The sequence below is a fragment of the Ruoffia halotolerans genome (genome assembly GCF_014049385.1).
GTDB classification, from domain to species: Bacteria; Bacillota; Bacilli; order Lactobacillales; family Aerococcaceae; genus Ruoffia; species Ruoffia halotolerans.
In genome coordinates, this window is sequence record NZ_JACAOA010000024.1 from 1 (window position 1) to 22,711 (window position 22,711).

The 22,711-nt window shown below is 37.6% G+C and carries 24 protein-coding genes, 1 pseudogene and 1 riboswitch; of the genes and pseudogenes, 6 read left to right on the forward strand and 19 right to left on the reverse strand.

The features are described 5' to 3' along the window. Positions 1-26: 26 nt before the first annotated feature. The 14 genes and pseudogenes from HW423_RS08420 to HW423_RS08485 all read right to left on the reverse strand — a co-directional run. Positions 27-581, reverse strand: coding sequence for a TetR family transcriptional regulator (locus HW423_RS08420; protein ID WP_218931493.1), 555 nt, complete (start codon positions 579-581; stop codon positions 27-29). 123 nt (positions 582-704) lie between these two features. After that, positions 705-1,535 (reverse strand): aldo/keto reductase, encoded by an 831-nt coding sequence (locus tag HW423_RS08425; RefSeq protein ID WP_218931494.1) that lies wholly within the window; start codon positions 1,533-1,535, stop codon positions 705-707. A 395-nt stretch (positions 1,536-1,930) separates the two neighbouring features. Then, on the reverse strand, positions 1,931-2,563 hold the full coding sequence (locus tag HW423_RS08430) for a V-type ATP synthase subunit D (RefSeq protein ID WP_218931495.1): 633 nt from the start codon (positions 2,561-2,563) through the stop codon (positions 1,931-1,933). A 6-nt stretch (positions 2,564-2,569) separates the two neighbouring features. Continuing rightward, a complete protein-coding gene (locus tag HW423_RS08435) occupies positions 2,570-3,952 on the reverse strand; it encodes a V-type ATP synthase subunit B (RefSeq protein ID WP_328803154.1) in 1,383 nt (460 codons plus the stop codon). A 1-nt stretch (position 3,953) separates the two neighbouring features. Then, a complete protein-coding gene (locus HW423_RS08440; RefSeq protein WP_218931497.1) occupies positions 3,954-5,732 on the reverse strand; it encodes a V-type ATP synthase subunit A in 1,779 nt (592 codons plus the stop codon). A gap of 12 nt (positions 5,733-5,744) precedes the next feature. After that, positions 5,745-6,056 carry a V-type ATP synthase subunit F gene (locus tag HW423_RS08445; protein ID WP_197105216.1) on the reverse strand — a complete coding sequence of 104 codons (312 nt, stop codon included), beginning with the start codon at positions 6,054-6,056 and terminating at the stop codon, positions 5,745-5,747. Beyond that, positions 6,046-7,050: a V-type ATPase subunit gene (locus HW423_RS08450; protein ID WP_218931498.1), complete on the reverse strand. Its 1,005-nt coding sequence runs from the start codon at positions 7,048-7,050 to the stop codon at positions 6,046-6,048. The genes HW423_RS08445 and HW423_RS08450 overlap by 11 nt, the downstream gene beginning before the upstream one ends. Before the next feature lie 12 nt (positions 7,051-7,062). After that, entirely contained in the window at positions 7,063-7,629 is a 567-nt protein-coding gene (locus HW423_RS08455; protein WP_218931499.1) for a V-type ATP synthase subunit E, read from the reverse strand. A 38-nt stretch (positions 7,630-7,667) separates the two neighbouring features. Beyond that, positions 7,668-8,144, reverse strand: a complete 477-nt coding sequence (locus tag HW423_RS08460; RefSeq protein ID WP_218931500.1) for a V-type ATP synthase subunit K — start codon at positions 8,142-8,144, stop codon at positions 7,668-7,670. A gap of 14 nt (positions 8,145-8,158) precedes the next feature. Next, on the reverse strand, positions 8,159-10,132 hold the full coding sequence (locus HW423_RS08465; RefSeq protein WP_218931501.1) for a V-type ATP synthase subunit I: 1,974 nt from the start codon (positions 10,130-10,132) through the stop codon (positions 8,159-8,161). Continuing rightward, a complete protein-coding gene (locus HW423_RS08470) occupies positions 10,080-10,445 on the reverse strand; it encodes a hypothetical protein (protein WP_218931502.1) in 366 nt (121 codons plus the stop codon). The genes HW423_RS08465 and HW423_RS08470 overlap by 53 nt, the downstream gene beginning before the upstream one ends. Positions 10,446-10,745: 300 nt before the next feature. Beyond that, positions 10,746-11,153 (reverse strand): YccF domain-containing protein, encoded by a 408-nt coding sequence (locus HW423_RS08475; protein WP_218931503.1) that lies wholly within the window; start codon positions 11,151-11,153, stop codon positions 10,746-10,748. A gap of 326 nt (positions 11,154-11,479) precedes the next feature. Further along, a complete protein-coding gene (locus tag HW423_RS08480) occupies positions 11,480-11,788 on the reverse strand; it encodes an alpha/beta hydrolase-fold protein (protein ID WP_218931504.1) in 309 nt (102 codons plus the stop codon). Between the two features lie 31 nt (positions 11,789-11,819). Further along, a pseudogene (locus tag HW423_RS08485) lies at positions 11,820-12,011 on the reverse strand (ATP-grasp domain-containing protein); the annotation flags it as partial. A gap of 173 nt (positions 12,012-12,184) precedes the next feature. Next, a riboswitch (Fluoride riboswitch) is annotated at positions 12,185-12,258 on the forward strand. Positions 12,259-12,302: 44 nt separating this feature from the next. On the opposite strand from HW423_RS08485, the gene HW423_RS08490 reads away from it, so the two are divergent. From HW423_RS08490 to HW423_RS08510, 5 genes are all read left to right on the forward strand, one after another. Further along, complete coding sequence (locus tag HW423_RS08490) at positions 12,303-13,484, forward strand: cation:proton antiporter (protein ID WP_218931506.1); 1,182 nt, start codon at positions 12,303-12,305, stop codon at positions 13,482-13,484. A gap of 138 nt (positions 13,485-13,622) precedes the next feature. After that, positions 13,623-14,360 (forward strand): methionine ABC transporter ATP-binding protein, encoded by a 738-nt coding sequence (locus tag HW423_RS08495; protein WP_218931507.1) that lies wholly within the window; start codon positions 13,623-13,625, stop codon positions 14,358-14,360. Then, positions 14,353-15,039, forward strand: coding sequence for a methionine ABC transporter permease (locus tag HW423_RS08500; protein WP_218931508.1), 687 nt, complete (start codon positions 14,353-14,355; stop codon positions 15,037-15,039). The genes HW423_RS08495 and HW423_RS08500 overlap by 8 nt, the downstream gene beginning before the upstream one ends. A gap of 30 nt (positions 15,040-15,069) precedes the next feature. Continuing rightward, on the forward strand, positions 15,070-15,969 hold the full coding sequence (locus HW423_RS08505) for a MetQ/NlpA family ABC transporter substrate-binding protein (RefSeq protein ID WP_218931509.1): 900 nt from the start codon (positions 15,070-15,072) through the stop codon (positions 15,967-15,969). Positions 15,970-16,163: 194 nt separating this feature from the next. After that, entirely contained in the window at positions 16,164-17,123 is a 960-nt protein-coding gene (locus HW423_RS08510) for a DUF697 domain-containing protein (RefSeq protein ID WP_218931510.1), read from the forward strand. 51 nt (positions 17,124-17,174) lie between these two features. On the opposite strand, the gene HW423_RS08515 is transcribed toward HW423_RS08510, so the two are convergent. Next, entirely contained in the window at positions 17,175-17,609 is a 435-nt protein-coding gene (locus tag HW423_RS08515) for a DUF2188 domain-containing protein (protein WP_218931511.1), read from the reverse strand. 111 nt (positions 17,610-17,720) lie between these two features. Here HW423_RS08515 and HW423_RS08520 point away from each other — a divergent pair, with 111 nt between their 5' ends. Further along, complete coding sequence (locus tag HW423_RS08520) at positions 17,721-18,362, forward strand: NAD(P)-dependent oxidoreductase (RefSeq protein ID WP_218931512.1); 642 nt, start codon at positions 17,721-17,723, stop codon at positions 18,360-18,362. A gap of 52 nt (positions 18,363-18,414) precedes the next feature. On the opposite strand, the gene HW423_RS08525 is transcribed toward HW423_RS08520, so the two are convergent. The 4 genes from HW423_RS08525 to HW423_RS08540 all read right to left on the reverse strand — a co-directional run bounded on the left by HW423_RS08525 (position 18,415) and on the right by HW423_RS08540 (position 22,702). Beyond that, complete coding sequence (locus HW423_RS08525; protein ID WP_218931513.1) at positions 18,415-19,491, reverse strand: serine hydrolase domain-containing protein; 1,077 nt, start codon at positions 19,489-19,491, stop codon at positions 18,415-18,417. Between the two features lie 124 nt (positions 19,492-19,615). After that, positions 19,616-20,395, reverse strand: a complete 780-nt coding sequence (locus HW423_RS08530) for a formate/nitrite transporter family protein (protein WP_218931514.1) — start codon at positions 20,393-20,395, stop codon at positions 19,616-19,618. 175 nt (positions 20,396-20,570) lie between these two features. Beyond that, positions 20,571-21,890, reverse strand: a complete 1,320-nt coding sequence (locus tag HW423_RS08535) for an acetyl-CoA hydrolase/transferase family protein (RefSeq protein ID WP_218931515.1) — start codon at positions 21,888-21,890, stop codon at positions 20,571-20,573. A gap of 26 nt (positions 21,891-21,916) precedes the next feature. Continuing rightward, positions 21,917-22,702: an enoyl-CoA hydratase-related protein gene (locus HW423_RS08540; RefSeq protein WP_218931516.1), complete on the reverse strand. Its 786-nt coding sequence runs from the start codon at positions 22,700-22,702 to the stop codon at positions 21,917-21,919. Positions 22,703-22,711: the final 9 nt, after the last annotated feature.

Consider the following 22,711-nt stretch of genomic DNA (forward strand, 5'->3'; position numbering starts at 1 on the left):
CATTTTAATGTCCTGGGAGCTTATTTTTATTGCTTAATGAATACTTTTAAAAATGGAATCGCGTCTTTTACATATGTGGCAGGTTCTTCTGCATCTTGGTTATCAAACCATTCTTGTGATAGCGAGAATAATCCTGATGCGAATAAGGTTGCTATTTTGTGAATTTCTTCTTCATCGAGTGATTCAAAGTGTTTCTTCAATTGTTGTGAGTGAATGACTTTAAGTTGATCCACGACTAATTGGTTGATTGTCACAATGTATGAGCGTTGGCATTGTGTGGCCAAGCGCATGTGGAAGGAACATAACTTTTCAAATAGAGAGACAATATAGTCTTCATTTAATTGAATATCCCTATAATCTTCACGATTCAATTTCAGTTGAACATCTTCAAATAAAGCTTTCTCCATTAAATCATATTTGTCTAAGAAATGATTATAAAAAGTTGCTCGGTTTATTAAAGCTTCTTCAGTAATATCTTTGACTGAAATATTTTCGAAAGGTTTTCTTTCTGATAATTGTATAAATGACTCGATGATGGCTTTGCGTGTTCTAGCGACACGTGGATCTATTTTGGTTTCCATATCTATCCCTCACTAACTAGTACTTTATAGTCATTTTATCATAAGTGTGATTAAAACAACACTAGGCGGGTATTCTCAAATAACAAAAGACGAGTCCTTGCGGATTCGTCTTTTGTGTTTAATTTAGAATTCTTGATACTCTGCTGGATTTTGATCTTTCTGACGGCCATCTTCATGAGACATAGAATTGATCTTAGCTACTTCACCTTCAGATAAATTGAAATCAAAGATATCAATGTTCTGACGCTGTCTTTGATAATTTCCTGACTTTGGAATAGGTAAAAATCCTCTTTGGATGTGCCAACGTAAGATGACTTGATATGCCGTTTTATTATGTGCTTGAGCGATTTCTGTAATTAAATCATTCGACATCATATCAGTCGCTCTTCCGATTGGGCTCCAAGCTTCTGTAATGATACCTTTAGATGCATCATACTCACGTTGTGCTTCTTGATTAAAGTTTGGATGCGTTTCTACTTGGTTTACTGCTGGTAAAACGCCCGTTTCTTTTTCTAGGCGGTCAATATGTTCAGGCAAGAAGTTTGATGTCCCAATTGAGCGAACAAGTCCTAGTTTTTGTGCATTAATGAGTGCTTGCCAAGCTTCAACGTATTTATCTTCTTTTGGATTTGGCCAGTGGATTAAGTATAAGTCAATATAGTCTAAGCCAGTTCGAGCAATTGATTCTTGAATCGCAATCATTGCTTTATCATACTCATGGTAACGGCCCGGTAATTTAGATGTTAATGTGATTTGATCACGTGACACCCCACTATTGCGAATGGCTTTACCTACAATTCCTTCGTTTTCGTAATTATAAGCAGAGTCAATTAAACGGTAACCAGATTGAATCGCCGTTTCAATTTGACGCACTCCTAATTCGCCTCGTAAACCATACGTTCCTAAGCCAACTTTAGGAATCGCAAACCCATCATTTAAAATATAATTTTCCATCAATTACAATCACTCCTTTAACCATAATAGTATCATGAAAGCGCTGCTGTGACTAAGTTTATGCGCTACTAGGAAGGGGTGGTGTGTTTGCGGGACGTCGTGAGGGAGCACGACGGTCCGCATTCGCATTTACGGGGCGTCGTGGGGGAGCACGATACTCCGTATTCGCATTTGCGGGGCGTCGTGGGGGAGCGCGACACTCCATATTCGCATTTGCGGGACGTCGTGGGGGAGCACGACACTCCGTATTCGCATTTGCGGTACGTCGTGGGGGAGCACGACACTCCGTATTCGCATTTACGGGACGTCGCGCCACCGCACGACGCCCCGCAACCCCTAAATCCCTCACAAAACAAGAAAAAACCCACCGATCTGGTGGGTTTCCTCTTTTATAACTAATCTCCTTGATCGAAATCTTTGATTTTCATCAGACGTGTAATTTCTGCACGTTCGTTTTCGTCAAGTTTCATTTGAATAGTTTTGATTGTTTCTTCCAAGTCTGGAATTGTTCGTTCGTGTAAGGCATTTACTCGGCGTCGCGTTCTTTCGATTTCATTCGCCAATAATTGACTCGTCTTTTCAAGTTCAGCGAGTTTTAACATCTTAGGGAGAACATCACTGAATTCTTGTAAAGTTTCATCTAAGTCTGCATTCGAGTTGATGTAACCATAGTTCAGTGACTGATCATCTTGGTCATCTGAACTGAAGTGCATTTTAGGCACCTTTACACTCATCATATTTTCCTTACGAACATCAACCGTTACATCGTATTGAGGGACTAAAGAAATCTGTTCTAGATATTCCTCATGCAGTAAAGCTTTTGCCAAGGCAAAGTTTTGCATTCCTTTTTTCAGGTGGCCTTCAACTTCTTGACGATAGGCATTGTTCTCACGAATTAATTCGATAAAACTACGCATTAACCCGTCTTGTTTGTCTTTTAAAACATCATGCCCACGTGTTGCTAATGCTAAACGATCTTTCAGACGAGCAAGTTCCATTCTTGTCGGATTAACGTTTAGTTGTGCCATCGCTTATCACCCTTCCTCAGTCTTTGGTAAGTACTGATCCAAGTGTTCCTCACTAATACGAGTTAATTCTGTACGCGGCAAGATACCTAATAAGTCCCAACCAATTGCTAATGTATCTTCAATTGTTCGGTTTGTGTAGTAACCTTGGTTCACGTAACGTTGTTCAAATTCATCCGCAAACTCTAAGTATTTCAAGTCACTGTCCGTTAAGGCAGAGTCCCCTAATACAGAAGCTAAACTTTTCGCTTCTTTACCTTGAGCGTACGCAGAGAAAATTTGGTTCATAGTAGATGCGTGGTCCGCACGTGTCTTACCTTCCCCAATCCCGTTATCTTTCAGACGAGATAATGATGGCAAAACATCAACCGGGGGTTCAATACCTTGGTTGTATAACTCACGAGATAATAAAATTTGTCCCTCAGTAATATAACCGGTTAAGTCAGGGATCGGGTGAGTGATATCATCTTCCGGCATGGTAACAATTGGAATTTGAGTCACTGATCCGTTAGAACCTTCGATACGACCTGCACGCTCATAAAGTGTCGCTAAGTTTGTATATAAATAACCTGGGTAACCACGACGTCCCGGTACTTCACGACGCGCTGCTGATACTTCACGCAATGCGTTTGCGTAGTTAGTCATATCTGACATAATTACTAGCACGTGCATGTCTTTTTCAAACGCTAAATATTCAGCGGCTGTCAGAGCCATACGTGGTGTTGCGATACGTTCAATAGCTGGGTCATCCGCTAAGTTGATAAATACAACTGAACGGTCGATCGCACCAGTTTCAGTAAAGTCATTAATGAAGAATTCTGCCTCTTCGAAAGTAACCCCGATAGCTGCGAAAACAACCGCGAACTTCTCATCTGAATTGACTACCGACGCTTGACGTGCAATTTGTGCAGCCAGCTCTTGGTGAGGAAGTCCAGATCCAGAGAAGATTGGTAATTTTTGACCACGAACTAATGTGTTTAAATGGTCAATCGTTGATACTCCTGTTTGAACGAATTCGTTTGGATACAGACGTTTAACCGGGTTAATTGCTTGCCCGTTAATATCTAAAGATTTCTCAGGAATTAAATCTGGTCCACCATCAGCAATTCGTCCCATACCGTCAAAACGGCGTCCAATCATATCTTCTGACACATCTAATGTTAATGGGTGTCCTAAGAAACGGATTTTTGTATCCATTTTGTTGATTCCTGCCGAACCTTCGAATAATTGAACGACAGCTTTATCGTCTTTAACTTCTAGTACTTGGCCTCGACGTGTTTCGCCGCTACCTAATTGAACATCTACTAGCTCGTCGAATTTAACACCTTCAACGTCTTGAACCGTAATTAACGGATCGACTATTTCAGTAATACCTCTATAATCTTTTAACACCTTAGACCTCACCTCCATCTTGCATCACTTGTCTTAACGTATCATCAATCGCTTTACGAATTTCAGCGTAAGGCGCTTCTGTGTTATCTTCGATATATTTCATACGCCCGATACGCTCTCTTAAGTTAACTGTTCCTTTTAAGATACTGTTAATTGAAGCTCCAAGCTCTAAAGTCTCGCGACCTTTCTCTTCAAAATAAAGAATCGTTTGCAACATTTGAGCTTGTTTCTCTAAGTCCGTAAATGTATCCACGTCGTCATAAGCGTTTTGTTGTAAGTAGGCTGTACGAATCATTGCGGCTGTTTGTAATTTCAAGCGGTCTGTATCTGATAAAGATTCAACCCCTACTAAACGAACAATTTCTTCTAATTCTGACTCATCTTGTAGTAAAGCACGCGTATGTTTAACCATTGAATCCCAATCGATTCCTAATCGGTTACCCATAATAATATTCATATCTGAAGAATATAATGAGTATGATGTTAACCAGTTTACTGATGGGAAGTGACGACGGCGAGCAAGCGTTGCATCTAGTCCCCAGAACACTTTCGCTACACGCATTGTGTTTTGTGTTACTGGTTCAGATGTATCTCCTCCGGGAGGTGATACCGCTCCAATCGCTGTGATGTCACCGGTACGTTCTGGTTTTCCTAAAGTTTCTACTTTACCAGCACGCTCGTAGTATTCAGCAAGTCGACTACCTAGATAAGCTGGGTAACCTTCGTCCCCTGGCATCTCTTCTAAACGACCTGAGATTTCACGTAATGCCTCTGCCCAACGAGAAGTTGAATCAGCCATAACAGCAACAGAGTAACCCATATCACGGAAATATTCTGCGATTGTAATCCCAGTATAGATTGACGCTTCACGAGCCGCAACTGGCATATCTGATGTATTGGCAATTAAGATTGTACGGTCCATAATTGATTTACCAGTATGTGGGTCAACTAGTTCTGGGAATTCGTTTATAACTTCCGTCATCTCATTCCCACGTTCACCACAACCAATATAAATAACGATGTCCACGTCTGCCCATTTAGCAATCTGATGTTGTACAACAGTCTTCCCTGCACCGAATGGTCCAGGAACAGTTGCTGCTCCACCTTTAACTACTGGGAATAATGTATCAATGACACGTTGTCCAGTAATTAATGGCTCATCAGGTGTACGTTTACGTGCAGTTTTACGTCCTTCACGGATTGGTGAAGATTGAATCATGTTAAATTCTTTCACTTCACCATTTTCTAATTCAACAGTGTATAAAGTATCTTCTACCTTGAATTCACCATCTTGAATTGATTTAATCGTTCCTTTTGTACCTACAGGTACCATAATTTTATGAGAGATAACATCAGTTTCAGGAACTTCACCGATGATATCTCCTGATTCGACTAAGTCTCCAACTTCAACGTTTTTTGTAAAATTCCAAATTGTTTCACGATCTAAAGCTGGTAAGTGTACTCCACGGTCTAAGAATGAATTATTTGATAATTCTGCTAGTTTTTGTAATGGTCTTTGAATACCATCAAACATTCCAGCAATTAATCCAGGTCCTAATTCAACTGATAATGGGTTTCCTGTAGGTTTTACAGGCTCTCCAGGACCGACCATTGAAGTCTCTTCATAAACTTGTACGTAAACATTTTCGTTACGAATTTGAATAATTTCACCAACTAACTTAGCTTCACCAACGTAACAAATGTCACGAATTTTAGCATTATCTAATCCCTTTGCAACTACCAAAGGACCAGATACTGATACGATTGTTCCAGAATCCAATAATAATACCTCCTATAGAATATTTTGACCGACGGCTTTTTGCACATTTTCTTGAACGCGCTGTAAACCGATACTTTCAGAATCATAATCACTTGGGATTAGAATGAAGGCCGGCATGAATTCATCATCATATTTTTTAATAATATCTGGTATTTGTTGTGCCAGATTTTCAGTAATAAAAATCACACCGTAATCATCTTTTATGATATCTTTGACAACTTGACGTCCTTGTTTTGCGTCTGTTGTATAAAATACATTCATTCCTAACATCCCGAAAGCGTAAACTGTATCTTTCTCTCCTACGATAGCGATTTTATACTGCATAATCTAATCTCATCCTATCTCTAACAATATCTGATTCGATGTTATTAATTTTACCTGTTAAAACCAATCGGATATTCTTCACTTCAATCTCTTTCGCACTAATGAATGCTAAGACAGGTAACGGGCCAAAAACAAGGAATCTTGATTGTTGTAAATACGTTTCCGTTGCATTATCTATTGCTTGTTCAAAGCGTCTTAAGGAGAATTCACCTTGATCATCCATTGCTTCAGCTACAATATCACGGTAATCAGGAGAGTCCGAAAAGACGCGGATTGCATTCTCCATCCCGCCTTCAGCCACTTCAACAAAGTAATCTGTTGAAATCGCTCCTTCGTTAGTAATTGTTGCTTGTAAGTGTGTTCGACCACGATCATTGGCCATCGCTCTAAAGAATATCGACATATTTGTATTATCAATTAACTTTTCAATATAACGTGTTACGTCCTGATCGGCAATCTCTTCCGATAATCGCTTCAGATGATGGACGTAAGCACGGTCTACGAAAATATCAATATCATTCAACCTAGGTGTCTCCGCAAATTCAATTCTTAAATTAATGATGTTTTGCATATACCATTTTGGTAAAACATCCGATTGCCCTTGAGAAACCGCACGGCGAAATTCATAAATAGGATACAGCCCGATATCAATTAATGTTTGGTCAAAGTCTTTACCCGTAAGTTCTTCTTTGAATAACACTTTGATATTGTGATAAGCATAGCTTAAAGTCATTAATTCAGAAAGTACAGGACTTGGCGATTGATCCATAATCCATTGGTAAGTTTCTTTCAACTCATCCATTAACATATCGTCATACTCTCTTGTTTGAATCGCTTCTTCTATACCTTCACGGTAACCGGTGTCGGCTAATACTCGAACAGCATCCTCATAGGTTTTGGCTGATAACATTCGGTCATAGTCACTTTGCTTTAGGAGATTAGTTTCTTGTACGCGAACCGTTGTATTCAACGGTCCATATGAACTATCTTGCATGTAATCCACCTCCTATGATTTTTTGAAAATTTTATCAACGATAAGTGTTTGTAAAGATCTCGTCTTCTCTTCCACTAAGTTATCGAATAAATAATCATACTCAATACTTCCTTGGCGTAGGACAAAGCCTGCTTTGTCAGCGATTGTCTCATTAGAAACTGTCGCATTCACTTGAAGCGAGTTATTTAATAAGTCACGTGTTTTTTCACCTAAAATAATTTCGTATTGGTCAGGATTTGAATAGTCATTTAGAACACTTTTGATGAACTTTGTTGTTGTTTCAGCATCAAGTTGTTCAAATGATTGCTTCACTTGAGCAATATAATCGCTTATAATTGCTTGCTTTGTATCTAATATTTGGTCACGTTTCTTTAAACTTTCACTGTTAAGCGAAATGTCTAATTGACGTTTGCTCTCTTGTTCAAGATTTAATTTACGTTTAACAAATATTTGTTTTAGATTTTCTTTTTTAGTTTCCGTTTCGGCCGCTTGCTCTTGTTCGTAAGCTTGGACCGCTTGGTCAACCTTGGCTTGTTCTCGTTCGATTACACTCTTGGTTAATCCATTAATATCAGCCATCTACTCACTCCTCTCTTGTCTACTTGTAAAAGCAGTAATTAAACTAATAAGAACATAAGTAGAGAAATTACGAATCCTAGAATAGCGTATGTCTCAACCATCGCTGAGAATACAATCCCTTGTGTCGAGTTTTCAGGTCTTTGTGCTAAGATTTGCATACCTGCAACAGCCACTCTACCTTGTGCTGGTCCTGAAGTTAAACCTGTAATCGCAACTGGTAAAGCACACATAACATAGTACCATCCCATAGAAGTGTCCATTCCAGTATCTAATTGTAATAACATTAATAATCCAATTACGAACCCGTATAAACCTTGTGTCGCTGGTAATAGTTGTAAAACTAATGCTTGTCCAAATAATTCAGGTTTTTCTTTAACTAAAGCTGCAGCAGACTCCCCTGCGATACCTACACCACGCGCTGATCCAATCCCTCCAAAGATTGTCGCAATAGCTGCTCCTAATCCTCCAAATACTAGACCAATGTTTTCTCCGAATAATGTTTGTAGAAATTCCATTTTATTAATTCCTCCTATTTATTGTTATAATTTTTTTGAATCCAAACTTCTTTTTCAAGTGGGCTTAAAGGCTTGAAGGCTCTTCCACCTGTTTCATAAAACTTACCAAAGAACTCAACGAATTGCAGACGCATTGAATGCACGTAAGCTCCTAAATAAGTGATGAATATATTTAAGGCATGTAATGCCAAGAATAATAATATTCCGACTGTGAAACGTACAAACGGCGGTAACAGTCCTACGATAAGATTAAATGCCATACCAATATTCGCACCCGCAACGGCTAAGGCTGTTAAACGAGTATAACTGACGATATCACCAATCATCCCCGCTAAATCAATTAAACCAAAAGCCCCTTGTCCGAGACCAATCAGTGGGTTTTTAGCTACAATCATATTGACAACAATCATTCCAATCACATTCCCAAGTAATAGTACTAAACCAATAGTATTTAAAACAGGTATTTCAAGAATGAAATTGATCGCTATGATTGCCCCACCAATGAGCATCAAAATTTGTTGTAGTGCATCTAAATAAGAACTACCATAATCTTTTTCTTTCATTGTTAGATAGAACTTTAATGAATAACCCACTAACAAATGAACTAAACCTAACGCAACAGAGAAAATCATCACTTCAATAACTTGTGATGATAAATTCATCACACCAAATGGTAGTGAGAATCCAAAGAAACTTCCAAAAAATAAGCCAACTAGAATTGTTCCAACTGACATATAGTTAAATGATTTCAAGGTTTTTCTCATACCTGGTTTTAATTCGAAAAACATAATGGGTATGAATGTTGCGATAAATAACAGTAATCCGTACCCTACATCAGCACTCATTAATCCAAAGAATAACACTTGAGAAAATGAGAAAAACGGTGTTGGGTCGATTGAGTTATACTTTGGTGTTCCATATTGAAGGGTTAAAGTTTCAAAAGGCGCGCTAAATGCACTGTTCTTCAACTTCACTGGAACGTCATCTAAATTATCTTCTTCAGGATCAACATCATATGTCAAGATTGCAAGGTTGTCTTCACCAATCACATGATTAATATTCACAATATTATCTGACACTTCGTCGGCATCCATCCATCCTTTAAGAATAAATAAATGAGAACTATTCAGTAATAATTGACTTGCCTTCTCACGTTCGATTAAGTTCGCATAGTATTCTTGAGCTAATTTTAAATTACTCAATAACTGACGATTTGATTTGAATCGCTTCACAAGTTCAGATTGATCTTCAATCATTCTTTTACGTGTACTTAATACCTCTTGAAGTTCTTCTTTTGGTAACTTATCGTATTCGTAAACTAATTCAGTAAAATCCGATCGTCTGATGAATTCAAGGACATCTTCTTGATGTTCATTAGAAAACACAATCGTGTAGCCGCTTGTATCTTCAGTGTAGTACACCTCTTGAACCAATACTTCATCCGTAACATTCTTTAAATCGTCAATGAATTCACTTGAATCTTCCGTATCAATTGAACCGACAACGACATCAAAATGCTTAAAGTCATCAGACTCCTTAAGTGAGAAGTCTAAGTTGGTCCATTTTCTAAGAAAATGTTCCTTCTCTTCAAGTTCTGTAATCGCTCGCCTTAATTGTTCCAATTCAGAACGTTTTTCGCTAACTAGTCTTAACAGTGACTCAAGATTCATCGAGTTCACTTCTGTTTCAAGTTCTTGCAGCGAGTAAACTTTACGTTTCTCTCGCATTCGTTTGATAAAAGACGGTTGTGACCCGTATTGTTTCAGAAATTCAATCGCTTCTTCAATCTTATTTAGAGTGTAATGATTCAGTTTTGAATCTTCTGAATTCAATGACGCACCGTCAAAGAAGATATCAAGATCTGCTTCCTCCACTTCTTCAAAAGGGACGATTTCAGTTCCTTTTAATTCTTGAAGGGATTCGAGTAATAATTCTTTATTCGCTTGCTCCGCGATGATTGTTACCCGCTTCATGACTGAAATTGCCATATTGACTCATAACCTCCTTTATTCCAGCTTGAATGAGTTCTTCTTTATGAGTTTGATAATCATCTTGGGCATGTCGCCGATAATTATCCACTTCATAATTCACTCTTTCACGGACTTCGGCTAATTCTTGATTTCTTGCTTGCTCCAATTCAGAAGCAACGCCATCAAGAGACTGCTCTAATTCTTTGCGATAAGTTTCAATTTTTTCTTTTTCATTTTCACGAATCGCTTCTTTTTTATCCGCTAATTCTACTTTCATAGAATCAATTAAATTTTCAGCTTCTCTTACTTTTCCAATTATATCCTTGCTCAATTTTTGCTCACCCCTAACATTTTTAAGTATATCATAAAAAACGTTACCACCCTAGCCTTATGCGGAAAGTTAAGCCTTTTTTTCAAAAAAAGTTGCGTTCCTTCCTATTTAACTATTATTTAATTTTACTTGCTAATTTCTGTCCATGATGTGAATTATTCTGACATAGCTCGCTGAATCGACGTCATTTTGTATTTTTTAATTATACTTTTATATTTAACTAAAAATATAATCGTACGTCAGATGAATTTTTATTCATAAAAAAAGAAGCATGTTTACATGCTTCTTCAACTTTTTAACTTATCTTGAATATGGAACATCGGTTCTCATCACCACTTGTTGGCGTTCGTTATAGATTTCTGCACCAAATGGGAAGAGTGCAAGTTTCACTAATTTGAATTGTTGTAAGCCAAATGGTATCCCAATAATGGTCACACATAAAATTAAGCCGCTAAATAGGTGCATCGCTGCAATTTCAATTCCACCAAAGATAATCCACAAGATATTCATGATAAAGCTTCCCCCACTATTACTGTGGTAAACTTCACGACCCATGGGCCATGCAGATAGACTCGCAATCTTAAAACATTGAATCCCAACTGGAATTCCAATAATTGTTATACACCAGAGTAAACCAATAAAGACCCATGTAATAAAATTAATAAAGCCTCCAAAGATAAACCAAATTAAATTACCTAAAAATTTCATATATAATCAATTCCTTTCAACTTGTACCTCATCACAATACTAAGTATATACGAAATTCTGCCTTCTGTTATCATCCTTGAGACGTAATTTTGGCTGGTTTGTTAAACAATTCCTAAATTTTCTAAAGTTGAAAACAAGTAATATATTTGCTTTCGCCATTCATGCTAATCATGGGCAACGTCATGTCCCCAATAATCAAACCAACCTGGAATTCCTTTAGTATTGAATACTTCATTTAATTTACGTGTCGCTGTGACGTGTGGCCTTTCCCAATCACCTTGACCGACTGAGACGACGAATTTATTCTGTAGGTATTGATCTAATAACTATGGATCAGACATATTCCACAAGAAATCAATCGGAGAATTCTCATAAGTAGCAATGTCGCTACCAAATTCGCCGGTAAAGTATCTCGCATCATACACACCACTTTGTGAGATGGTTAGTCCAATAATATCCGGATGTCTTAAGGCAAACAGCATTGAGTGGAAGCCACCCATACTACAACCAGTCGCAATCATCTTCCCGTCCCATTGCGATTCATGTCGGACTAATGGAATGAACTCATGCACTAAATACTTATCATACTGATTATGTGCTTTTGCCTTATCGTGTGCTGATTTACTAGTGTTCATTATGCGATTCGATGCGGTCGATTTTACCCTATTTAAACGCAAAGTAAGCGACAACTCTATACATTTGATCTTAATCATCTATATTATCAAGGCGATAATATTCTGTTAAACTGTCTATCAATGATTGACTTAAATTCTCATAAGTCTCATCTGCAATTCCTAATGTTTCAAAGTTCGATGGGAAATGAGGTGAAATCATGACAAAATTTATTTTCTCCTTCATACCAATGTCTCTTTTCTAAAGTTGATTTCTCATCATCCTTATTGATTTTACTAATAAATTTTATACCAAATTAGTGAGAATGAATCTAATCTATTTTTAAGCTTCTTGCTATTTTATTTTACTTGGTCGAAAGTATTGACCGTATTAAATTTAAGTGTATACTTTAAATGAATATAATATTGGGGAATGAAGGGCTCCCTTGCTTACGGGCAAAACCGTCTTAAAGACTAATGACTTCTGCATGCTTATTTGAGTGTGTAGAAGTCTTTTTTATATTACTGGAGGGATAAAATGTTAGTAAGTGTTGCATTGATATTAGTGAGTGGCGTTGTCTTGGAGTATTCTTTAAAGAAGCTAAATCTCCCTGCTTTATTAGGATATTTAATAGCCGGAATATTATTAGGCCCTTTTGGTTTAAATCTTGTTGATTCAGATTTATTACGATTAAGTCCTGACATTCGTCAAGTCGCGTTGATTGTTATCTTAACTCGCGCAGGTTTGTCCTTGGATATTAAGCGACTGTTAGAGGTAGGTCGCCCAGCCATCATGATGTGTTTTGTGCCAGCAAGTGTTGAGATTATGACTTCGATGATCTTTGGACCTTTGTTTTTTGGCTTTTCTTTAATTCAATCTTTATTGATCGGAGCAATTTTAGCAGCGGTCTCTCCAGCGGTAGTCGTCCCTCGCATGGTAGATTTAATTCAAACGCATCGGGGAACGAAAAAGCAAGTACCGCAAATGATATTAGCGGGTGCTTCTTTGGATGATGTCTTTGTTTTAGTTTTATTTTCAGCCTTTTTAACGATTGCTTTAGGAGGTTCTGTCTCAGCTTGGACATTTATGCAAGTGCCCATTTCAATTATTTCAGGAATTCTTGGCGGGGCTGTCCTAGGTTATTTATTAATTTTCTTATTTGTATACATTCAATTGAAGCGTGTATTTCAAGTTATGATCCTCTTAGCAAGTGGAATGGTATTGATGCGTTTGGAAACAGTTTTTACAGGTTTATTTTCAGGAATTCTTGCGGTCATCTCAATGAATATTATGATTCGGACTCAATCTGAAAAGTTATCTAATGACTTATCAGGTTCTTTAAACCAAATTTGGTTTGTCGCTGAGATTTTTCTATTCTTTTTAGTCGGTGTGAGTGTCAATCCGGCAAATGCTTTGTCTTATGGTTTCTTACCGATACTCTTTATCATTCTTCTTTCTCTGTGTCGCTTATTTATTGGTGTGAGACTTTGTTTGCTTGATACGCCTTTTAATAAGAAAGAGAAGAGATTTGTACTCATGAGTTATTTACCTAAAGCAACGGTTCAAGCTGCTATTGGGAGTGTGCCTTTAGCAAACGGAATTCCTGGTGGAGAATTGATGTTAACTCTCGCAGTCTTGTCAATCTTAATTACAGCGCCCATTGGAGCCATCGGGATGGATTATTTCGCACCGAGATTATTGACAAATGACAGTGAATAAACAGTTTCGGTCGTCTGTTTTAGGTTAGAGAACATTTTCACAATATATTCCCGATAATAGGGCTTTATTCTGTTTCATTTTAAATATAAATCTGTTACAATGAAAACAATTACAAAAATCAAAGGTGGTGGATAATTTTTGATTGAACTCGTGAATACAACGAAGCGATTTGAAGGAAAATCTGGCTCGTTTCTCGCAGTAGACAATATAAGTTTAAGCATTAAAGACCAAGAAGTTTTTGGTGTGGTCGGAGAAAGTGGTGCAGGAAAATCAACCTTTGTGCGTTTTATTAATGCTTTAGAACGCCCAGATAGTGGCCATGTTTTGGTCGATAATGTTGAGGTGATGTCTTTAAGTAAAGCGGAACTTCAATATTTCCGTAAAGATATTGGTATGATTTTCCAGCAATTTAATCTATTAAATAATAAGACCGTCGCTGAAAATGTACATTTAGCGCTTGAGATACATCCTTACGATGACCCTTTGTCGGTGGATGAAGTTCTAAGATTTGTAGGACTCAGTGATAAAAAGGATCACTACCCTAGCCAATTATCGGGTGGTCAAAAACAACGGGTTGGTATCGCGCGTGCTTTAGTGACGCGTCCGAAAATATTATTATGTGATGAGCCAACGTCTGCTTTAGATGCGAAGATGAAGGATGAGATTGTGTCGGTATTAAAACGTGCGCACGCTAAATTCAATATGACCATTGTGATTGTGACTCATGAACTTGATGTGATAAAAGCGATGTGTCACCGCACGGCTATCTTAGAGCATGGAAAATTGGTTGATGTACTGGATATTAAAGAATCTGATTATATGCCAGAAGCCAAAAGTTATCACGACCGAGTGTTGGAGGTGCTAACAGATGACTGAGTCGATTCAAATATATTTAGATCAGGTGATTGAGTTTGCACCGAGACTGATTGAGAGTTTGCAAGAATCGGGTATTATGCTGAGCTTGGCATCAGTGGCTGCTATCTTTATTGGTATTCCTTTAGGTACCTTGCTTTATTTAACCGCCCCTGGTAAGCCCAGTGAGAACCTTTGGATTTATCAGATTTGTAATATTTTCGTGAATATTGTTCGTTCGTTTCCGTTCCTACTACTTGTCGTTGCAATGCAACCCGCTATTCGAGCCTTGTATGGCCGAGCAACTGGCGATCCCATCGCAGCGTCCTTTCCAATGATGTTAATTGCTATCGCACTTTATGCTCGTTTTGTGGAGCAGTCGTTATTAGAGATTCCTAAAGGTGTCATCGAAGTGGCTGACGCTATGGGCGCTTCAACGAATCAACTCGTAACTAAATTTTTATTTGTCGAGTCGAGAAGCTCACTTATTATCGGTTTTACGACCGCCTTTGTTAGTTTTATCTCTTACTCAACGATTATGGGTGTTGTAGGAGGAGGTGGAATCGGCGACTTTGCGATCCGATACGGTTATCAGCGTTACGAGACTGATATTATGTATACGGCCATCGTAGTGATTATCATTTTTGTACAAATTATTCAATGGTTAGGTTTAAAATTAGCTAAGAAGTTAGATAAACGCTAGAAGGCGTATTAAATTTAAAGGAGAATGTAAATGTTTAAAAAAGGTTTATTAGTTAGCGCGTTAGCATTATTAGTTGGAGGCTTTGCTCCAGCAGTCGCGAATGTGTCAGCTCAAGAAGAGGAAAATGTATTAAAAGTCGCTTCTCACCTACCTCCAATGACTGATGTCGTTGAAATCGCTAGTGAAGTTATTGCAGAACCATATTCGATTGAATTAGTTGAGGTTTCTGACAACATTCAATATAACGAAGCTTTATTAAATGATGAAGTGTACGCAAACTTTGCTCAACACGAGCCATTCGCTGAAATCTTTAACGAAGAGCGCGATGGTGACTTAGTTGCAATCCAACCGGTTTATAATGCAGTGGTTGGTTTCTACTCATCGGTTTACGATTCAATTGACCAAATTGAAGATGGTGCTGAAGTGGCAATTCCTTCAGATATTACAAACGAAGGTCGCGCATTATTAATTTTAGAAGATTATGATTTAATTTCTTTAAATGATGAGGCTGGTTTATTCCCAACTGTTGAAGATATTGAAGAGAATCCTCATAACTTAGAGTTCACTCACATTGACTTATTAAACTTATCAAGTGCTTATGAAGATGGAATTGAATTGGTATTCAACTACCCTACTTACATCGCAAGCATTGATTTAACAACTGATGACGCATTAATCTTAGAAGACGAAGATGATAATACTTATGCAATTCAACTAGTTATTCGTGAAGGAAATCTTGATACTGAAGCTACAAAAGCACTTCAAGCCGCTTTTGCTTCTCCAGAAGTATTAGAATTCCTTGATGATCTTGCTACTGAAAAACACCTTGCGCCAGCGTTTAGCTTAGATGGTGAAGAGGATGCGGATGAAGATGATGCAGAAGACGCAGATGAGGAAAGTTCTGAGCCTGAAGAAGAGTCTGCTGAATAATTTAATATTTTTTACACAAGCAGCGCTTATTGAAAAATAAGTGCTGTTTTTTTGTGGTGTGGTGAGGTTGGTGCGTCCCTGACTTTTTCTCAGAGATATATTTATCCTTTTTTTGAAATATAAGTCTCTGGTCTGATAGTTTTATGGTATATTTACTGTAAAATAATTATGATAACATTGAAAGGACTGATCTTATGACAGATTGGTGGAAAGATATTAAGCGTGTCCTCTTGGGGCTTGCCGCTGTGTTAGGTTTGCTATTCATCGTATTCGTTATTAATCAATTTATATTACTTTATCAATTTCTATCCTTACTTCATCCGATACTTGCTATTATTGTATTGAGTGTCATTGGAATTGGTATTCTATATTTCATCTATTCGATTACAAAACAATTACTGAAAAGTCCGAAAGTATTGGAATTGGAAGATGATGCGACGGAAGAAAAGTATGCCGAGTATATTGACAAAACGCTCGATTTATTAAAGAAAAATCCTCGGCTGGTCAATCTTGAAGTCGATGAGAAATTGCCGAAACAAGAACAAGTAGAGTTGTATTTTAAAGAATTAGATGAATTATCAATGCCTCTCATCAAGCAAAATGCAAACGCGATTTTCCTAAGTACGGCGATTTCACAAAATGGTTCCCTAGACAGCCTCGTTGTTCTATTCTCTTTACTGAGAATGGTTTGGCAAATTGCGCGCATTTATGAAACACGCCCGTCTCTTGCCAGCTTAGCCAAGTTATATATGCAAGTGGCGAGTGTTGTGTTAATGGCGAGAACCATTGAAGATGCAGATTTAATTGAGTATCAATTAGAACCACTGATTACAACCATCGTTGGTGAAAGTATTGCCTCAGCCATCCCTGGTATGGTGCCCATCGCTAATCTAGTTGTGAGTTCCTTAATGGAAGGTGCAGTAAACTCATTCCTGACTATGCGTGTTGGTATTATTACCCAAGATTTCCTCGGACATATTCGCCCTACCGATAAACATAATATTCGTCGCTCTGCTTCAATGCAGTCAATGAAATTTATGGGATCAATTATTAAAGACAATAGTAAAGTGGTCGTTAAAACCGTTGGCAATGCTGTTCGTAAAGCAAGTGTTGGAACAGCTAAACGTTGGTTTAACTTTGGTGAAAGTAAATAAAGTTTGTAAGTAAAAAGGATTGCGGCCAACAATTGGCAACAATCCTTTTTTCTAATCTTGTTTCTTTCCGTCTTTCGTATAGCTAATCACTTTTGCATCACGATTCTCTGCGATCTCTTTAGCCCGCTCTATTGCGTCTGCTTTATTATCAAAAGTATCACTTGCTCTTTCGGCGTCGACTGTCTTCACTTTCCACTGCTCTTCTTCATAAAAGACTTCAACATCATTATCTATTAAGTCAGGATTCGCACTGCTTGTATCGTGATCATCGCCTTTTTGAGGATTCGCTTCTTTGTCAAAGTCGTCGCGTTCACTTTGACTTGCATTGTTGTACCATTCTTTTCCTTCATTTATTGCAATCGGGATGGCACGATCATCTTCATAACCACTCTCTTCGAGGGCATTTGCGATGTCTATGATTTTTTTTCGTAATAAGGGTTCAAAGTTTTTCAATGAGTCTGGGTAATCTTGCATATTCCATGGCATTGTCATCACTCCTTCTTTATTAACTTACTATACTACTTAACGATGGTTAATCCTATTAATTGCATTTGGATGTATTTTCAAACTATAATATATTGTAAAGGGGAGATCTAAATGAAAATAGCCATTATTGGTGCAACAGGAAAAGCTGGAACTGAGCTATTTAAAGAAGCTACAGAGCGTGCCCACGAAGTAACTGCCGTAGTTAGAAACGCAGAAAAAGCGGAGGAGCTTTTAGGCTCGGATGCGAATACAATTATGAAAGATGCTTTTGATCTGACCCATGATGACTTACAGGGCTTTGATGTTATTGTAAATGCCTTTGGAACCGCTCCTCAAACTGCTTATTTACACGTTGATTTAGCTACAAAATTAATTCACTTATTCCGTGACACAACGTCTACACGTCTGTTCTTTATTTTAGGTGCTGGCAGTTTATTGGATGAAAAGGATGAGTTGTTTGTTGAAACGATTCGTCAAGATCCAAACTCATCTGCCTTTATTGGTGTTCCAGAAGCGCAACTTCAAGAATTGAACTTCTTACGTGATGTGAATAATGTCAAATGGGTTGGTGTATCTCCAGGTGCTCAACTTATTGAAGGTGAGCAAACAAATTACACGTCAGGAATCGACCATATCTTACAAAATGATGATGGTGAATCCATTACGACGTACAGTACACTTGCTACAGCAATTATAGATGAGATTGAAACACCTAAATATCATAAACAACGATTTACAGTTATTAATAAATAAACATAAAATTAACCGCTTTGAAGCTAGACTTCTAGGCGGTTTTTAATTTGCTTTAGGACTTTTCTAATTTCTCCATCAGTAATAGACTTCCAAGTAAGTTCGCTGGGATTCCTTGATCCATAGCGACATTGGACAAAACTACAACGCCCACTTCTTCAGCTTTATTAAAGCCAATGTAGGAGGTGTAACCACCTGTTCCTCCATCATGCCAAATTATGTCCTCTTTCTGATTGAGCATCCATTGGTAAGCGACGGCATCAATTCGAATACCTAATTCCCCATTATCACTTGAAGTGGCATTCACTTCACTAAGCACATCATGAGATGTTCGAATCTCAGTATTCGCTTCTGAAAGTTGCAATTTTAAGTAACTTAACATGTCCTCAATGTTTGATATTAAAGCACCTGCTGGGACATAGGCATCCGTTTCTTTCGACCACAGCCAGTTATTTCCTAATGGGGTTTCTTCCTCAAATAAATGGGTAGTACCTAATTGCAAGTCTTCTTTAATATAATTTTCCAATAACACAGCATAACTCTCACCGTAAATACTTTCTAAAACAAGGCCTAATACTCCTGCATTAAAATTTGAATATTGGTAAGGTTGCTTGCCTTCTTTGTGTGAATTTTCAGCAATTTCATTCATCATTATCTCACGACCCACACCTTGATAAGGGTTGGCACCTTGCGTTAAATTATCAATGATGACTTCATTTTCAATGAAAGTGGGATAACCTGATGTATGTGTCAGTAATTGGCGAATAGTTGGGTAATCAGCATCTTCCGGCAGGTTTAAATAAAAGCCGATTGATTCATCAATATTCAATAAACCATCTTCAACTGCCCGGGAAACTAAGGTGCCAGTAAATGTTTTTGTGATTGAGCCCACTTCATAGTCATGTATTGGCTTTGACTCGTCAACGCCCTCCTTTGTATAAACTTGAAAGTCTGTTTGACCCTTTTCTATATAACCGATGGTAATAATGGCATCGTCACTGACATTTATGGCTTCTTCAAACACACTATCAAAGCTCGGTAGGTCTTGGGAAATACTAGGCACTGTTATAAATTCAGAAAGCAGAACGATAGTGGCTAGGCCCCATTTGATGAACCTTCGGTGTAATTTCAATATAATTAACTCCTCTAATTTACGTCATTTAATCTGTCATCTATTATACTGAAACATCTTAGTTTTATAACCCTTTTTGCATAAAAAAGATTCCTGTACTGTGACAGGAATCTGAGTATTTATATTAGTCTAAGTAATTAGTTTTCGTTGAATTTAACCAAGCATAACCTAAACCCATGATGAGCCCGCCACCGATATAGTTGGCAACAAAGACGAGCAACCAGTGCATGATGACATTGCCGAAAGTGAAACTGTCAATAACACCTGGATTTGTGAACATAACTAATGAGAACCCACCAAAGTTTGCAATCACGTGTTCGAAGCCAAAATAACAAAAGATAAAAATAATTGCTACAACAAATAAAATTTTAGCGCTTGTTTCCTTAATTCGAACCGATCCAATAATCGCAATATTAACTAGAATATTTGCGATGATTCCGTCGAAAAACATAGCTCCGTATGGTTTAGCCAGTTTTGTTTCAATGGCATTGTACATATAATGAGTCGCCTCTAAATTGTTAAATAAAGTGGTGCGACCTAACATAAAAGCAATCGCCATACTCCCCAGCAAATTAAATAAGGTACACACTAGTAAAATACCCAGTGCAGACCGCGCTGGTATTGCTTTTCGGTACGTGGCATTTGTTAAAAACATCATATTCGAAGTAGCTAATTCCCCATTAAGTAAAATAATCGTCACCAAGCCCCATGGGAATAGTAAGGCATAAATGGCTCGACCAATCACTGGATCAATGCCACTAAAGTGGTTAGCAGCAATAAAAGCCACTGCTGAACCTAGTGTCAAATACATTCCTGCATACATCGCCCTCACAGCATATCTTAGAAATTCTGAACGATATAATGCCTCTTTTTTCTTAGCAACATCATCGATATAATTATTCATCCTAATCTGTCTCCCCCATAAATTTTACACTATTACTATAGCACATTTTTTATGAGATAGAAGCAATTCCATAAAAATTTTTTATAAAAATTTCGAAATATTAAAAAGCCACTGAGGACTTAATCACAGTTTCATATTCGTGATACAAGCACCTAAATGACTTTCATTATACATATTAAACAATTGCAGCAACTGATTCTTCAACATCTAAGTAGCCCATTTCAATGGCTTGTTGACGTAATTCATCTCTAAATTTTGGATGAGCAATATTAATTAATGCTTCTGTACGTTCAAAAACTGTCTTCCCTTTTAATTGTGCTGCTCCATATTCTGTTACGACTGTATCAATATCATTTTTTGTCGTTGATACGGGTGATCCTGCATGGAGAACTGGCACTATCGTTGAGATTGAATCATTCTTGGCTGTTGAATAAAGGCAAATAATTCCTTTACCGGCCTTAGTTAATCGCACACCTTTTGTAAAGTCAGATTGGCCACCTGTAGAAGAATAATATGTATCTTGAACACGTTCAGAGTTACATTGTCCTAAGAAATCAACTTGAACACTTGAGTTAATCGCAATGAGATTGTCAATTTCACTAATTGTTGTAAAGCTATTCGTAACGTCACATGGTTGCATGTAAATATCTGGGTTATAGTTCATAAAGTCATATAAACGTTTTGAGCCAATTGCGAATGTAGATACAGTTTTTCCTTTTAATTGTGGCTTGTATTGATTACTGATGACGTTATTTTCATATAGATTGACGGCTTTGTCAGGTAACATCTCCGTGTGTAAACCTAAATCTTTTTTCGTCATTAAATATTTCATAACTGCATTCGGCATTGATCCAAAACCAATTTGTAAAGTTGCTGTATCTGGAACCATGTCAGCAATAATTTCACCAATAGCTAAGTCTTTTTCACTTAATTTTGGTTCCGGTAACGTTGTTAAATCACAATTATTTTCAATCAATGCATCAACGTCACTTACGTGAATGTGGTTTGAATCACCATATGTATAAGGCATGTTTTCATTGACTTCTAGAATGATTTTCTTCGCGTGTTTTAATAATGGTCCGACATAAGAAACACTGGTTCCTAATGAGAAGTACCCATCTTTATCCATCGGCGATACTGTTGCCATAACCACTGGCTCAGAATCACGTTGTAGTAATAATGATGGAATATCTGAGAAGTGATTTGGTAATAAATCAACTTTGTGTGAATTAAAATCTTTACGGTCAGAGCCCGATAAAAAAATTGATATTTGCTTCAATTGTTCTTTCGGAAAATCTAACGTTGGTGTACTTGGTAACATACGGTATAATGTGTTGTTTTCCAGTGTTGTTAATGAGCTTAAAGCCTCGTGTAAGGCAGCTGGCTCGCCGGGTGTAATTGGATAAACAAGTGAATCGTTAGCTTCAATTAATTTTACTGCTTCAAGAGCTGTCATTAGCTTATCGTTATATAGCGCTGTCATTTTGTTAGTCATTTAGTTAAACTCCTTCTCTCAGTATATTATTGTCCTTTAAATTTACTTGAGCGTTTCTCGATGAAGGCAGACATTCCTTCCGTTTGATCTTCTGTAGCAAAGCATAGACCAAATATGTCTGCTTCTAAAGTTAGTGCATGATCAAGTGGCATTTCTAAGCCTTTATCAATCACAACTTTTGCTTGTTGAACAGCAAATGGGGCATTTTTTAAGATGTCTTGTGCCAGTATTTCAGCTTCTTTAAGCAGTGCTTCGGGTGCTACAATTTTATTTACTAAACCGATTTTCTCTGCTTCGTCTGCTTTAATATTTTTACCTGTGAAGATTAATTCTTTGGCTTTAGCAACACCGACTAAACGGCTTAATCTTTGTGTTCCACCAAAACCAGGTATAATTCCTAAAGAAACTTCTGGTTGACCAATCTTCATTGTTTCTGAAGCGATACGCATATCACAAGCTAAAGCGAGCTCACTCCCGCCACCTAAAGCGAAGCCGTTAACTGCCGCAATTGTTGGTTGTGGTAATTTGCTAAGTTTAGCAAAGACAGCATTCCCTAATTCTGAGAATTCTTTCCCTTGGATTGGATTTTTTGAGCTCATTTCTTTAATGTTAGCCCCTGCAACAAAGGCTTTTTCTCCAGCCCCTGTGACAATCAATACTTGGATAGCTTCATTCGATCCTATTTCAGTTAATGCCGTATTTAATTCTTGCAATACTTCACTGTCTAAGGCGTTTAATGCTTTTGGCTGGTTAATCGTTAAGTAGCCGATACGGTCTTTTACTTCAATTATTAATTTGTTGTATGAATTCATTTAGACGCT

Coding starts and splice junctions, on each gene's coding strand:
- HW423_RS08420 (WP_218931493.1), bottom strand. CDS start 581: ATGGAAACCAAAATAGATCCACGTGTCGCTAGAACACGCAAAGCCATC.
- HW423_RS08425 (WP_218931494.1), bottom strand. CDS start 1,535: ATGGAAAATTATATTTTAAATGATGGGTTTGCGATTCCTAAAGTTGGC.
- HW423_RS08430 (WP_218931495.1), bottom strand. CDS start 2,563: ATGGCACAACTAAACGTTAATCCGACAAGAATGGAACTTGCTCGTCTG.
- HW423_RS08445 (WP_197105216.1), bottom strand. CDS start 6,056: ATGCAGTATAAAATCGCTATCGTAGGAGAGAAAGATACAGTTTACGCT.
- HW423_RS08450 (WP_218931498.1), bottom strand. CDS start 7,050: ATGCAAGATAGTTCATATGGACCGTTGAATACAACGGTTCGCGTACAA.
- HW423_RS08455 (WP_218931499.1), bottom strand. CDS start 7,629: ATGGCTGATATTAATGGATTAACCAAGAGTGTAATCGAACGAGAACAA.
- HW423_RS08460 (WP_218931500.1), bottom strand. CDS start 8,144: ATGGAATTTCTACAAACATTATTCGGAGAAAACATTGGTCTAGTATTT.
- HW423_RS08465 (WP_218931501.1), bottom strand. CDS start 10,132: ATGGCAATTTCAGTCATGAAGCGGGTAACAATCATCGCGGAGCAAGCG.
- HW423_RS08475 (WP_218931503.1), bottom strand. CDS start 11,153: ATGAAATTTTTAGGTAATTTAATTTGGTTTATCTTTGGAGGCTTTATT.
- HW423_RS08480 (WP_218931504.1), bottom strand. CDS start 11,788: ATGAACACTAGTAAATCAGCACACGATAAGGCAAAAGCACATAATCAG.
- HW423_RS08490 (WP_218931506.1), top strand. CDS start 12,303: ATGTTAGTAAGTGTTGCATTGATATTAGTGAGTGGCGTTGTCTTGGAG.
- HW423_RS08500 (WP_218931508.1), top strand. CDS start 14,353: ATGACTGAGTCGATTCAAATATATTTAGATCAGGTGATTGAGTTTGCA.
- HW423_RS08505 (WP_218931509.1), top strand. CDS start 15,070: ATGTTTAAAAAAGGTTTATTAGTTAGCGCGTTAGCATTATTAGTTGGA.
- HW423_RS08510 (WP_218931510.1), top strand. CDS start 16,164: ATGACAGATTGGTGGAAAGATATTAAGCGTGTCCTCTTGGGGCTTGCC.
- HW423_RS08515 (WP_218931511.1), bottom strand. CDS start 17,609: ATGCCATGGAATATGCAAGATTACCCAGACTCATTGAAAAACTTTGAA.
- HW423_RS08520 (WP_218931512.1), top strand. CDS start 17,721: ATGAAAATAGCCATTATTGGTGCAACAGGAAAAGCTGGAACTGAGCTA.
- HW423_RS08530 (WP_218931514.1), bottom strand. CDS start 20,395: ATGAATAATTATATCGATGATGTTGCTAAGAAAAAAGAGGCATTATAT.
- HW423_RS08535 (WP_218931515.1), bottom strand. CDS start 21,890: ATGACTAACAAAATGACAGCGCTATATAACGATAAGCTAATGACAGCT.
- HW423_RS08540 (WP_218931516.1), bottom strand. CDS start 22,702: ATGAATTCATACAACAAATTAATAATTGAAGTAAAAGACCGTATCGGC.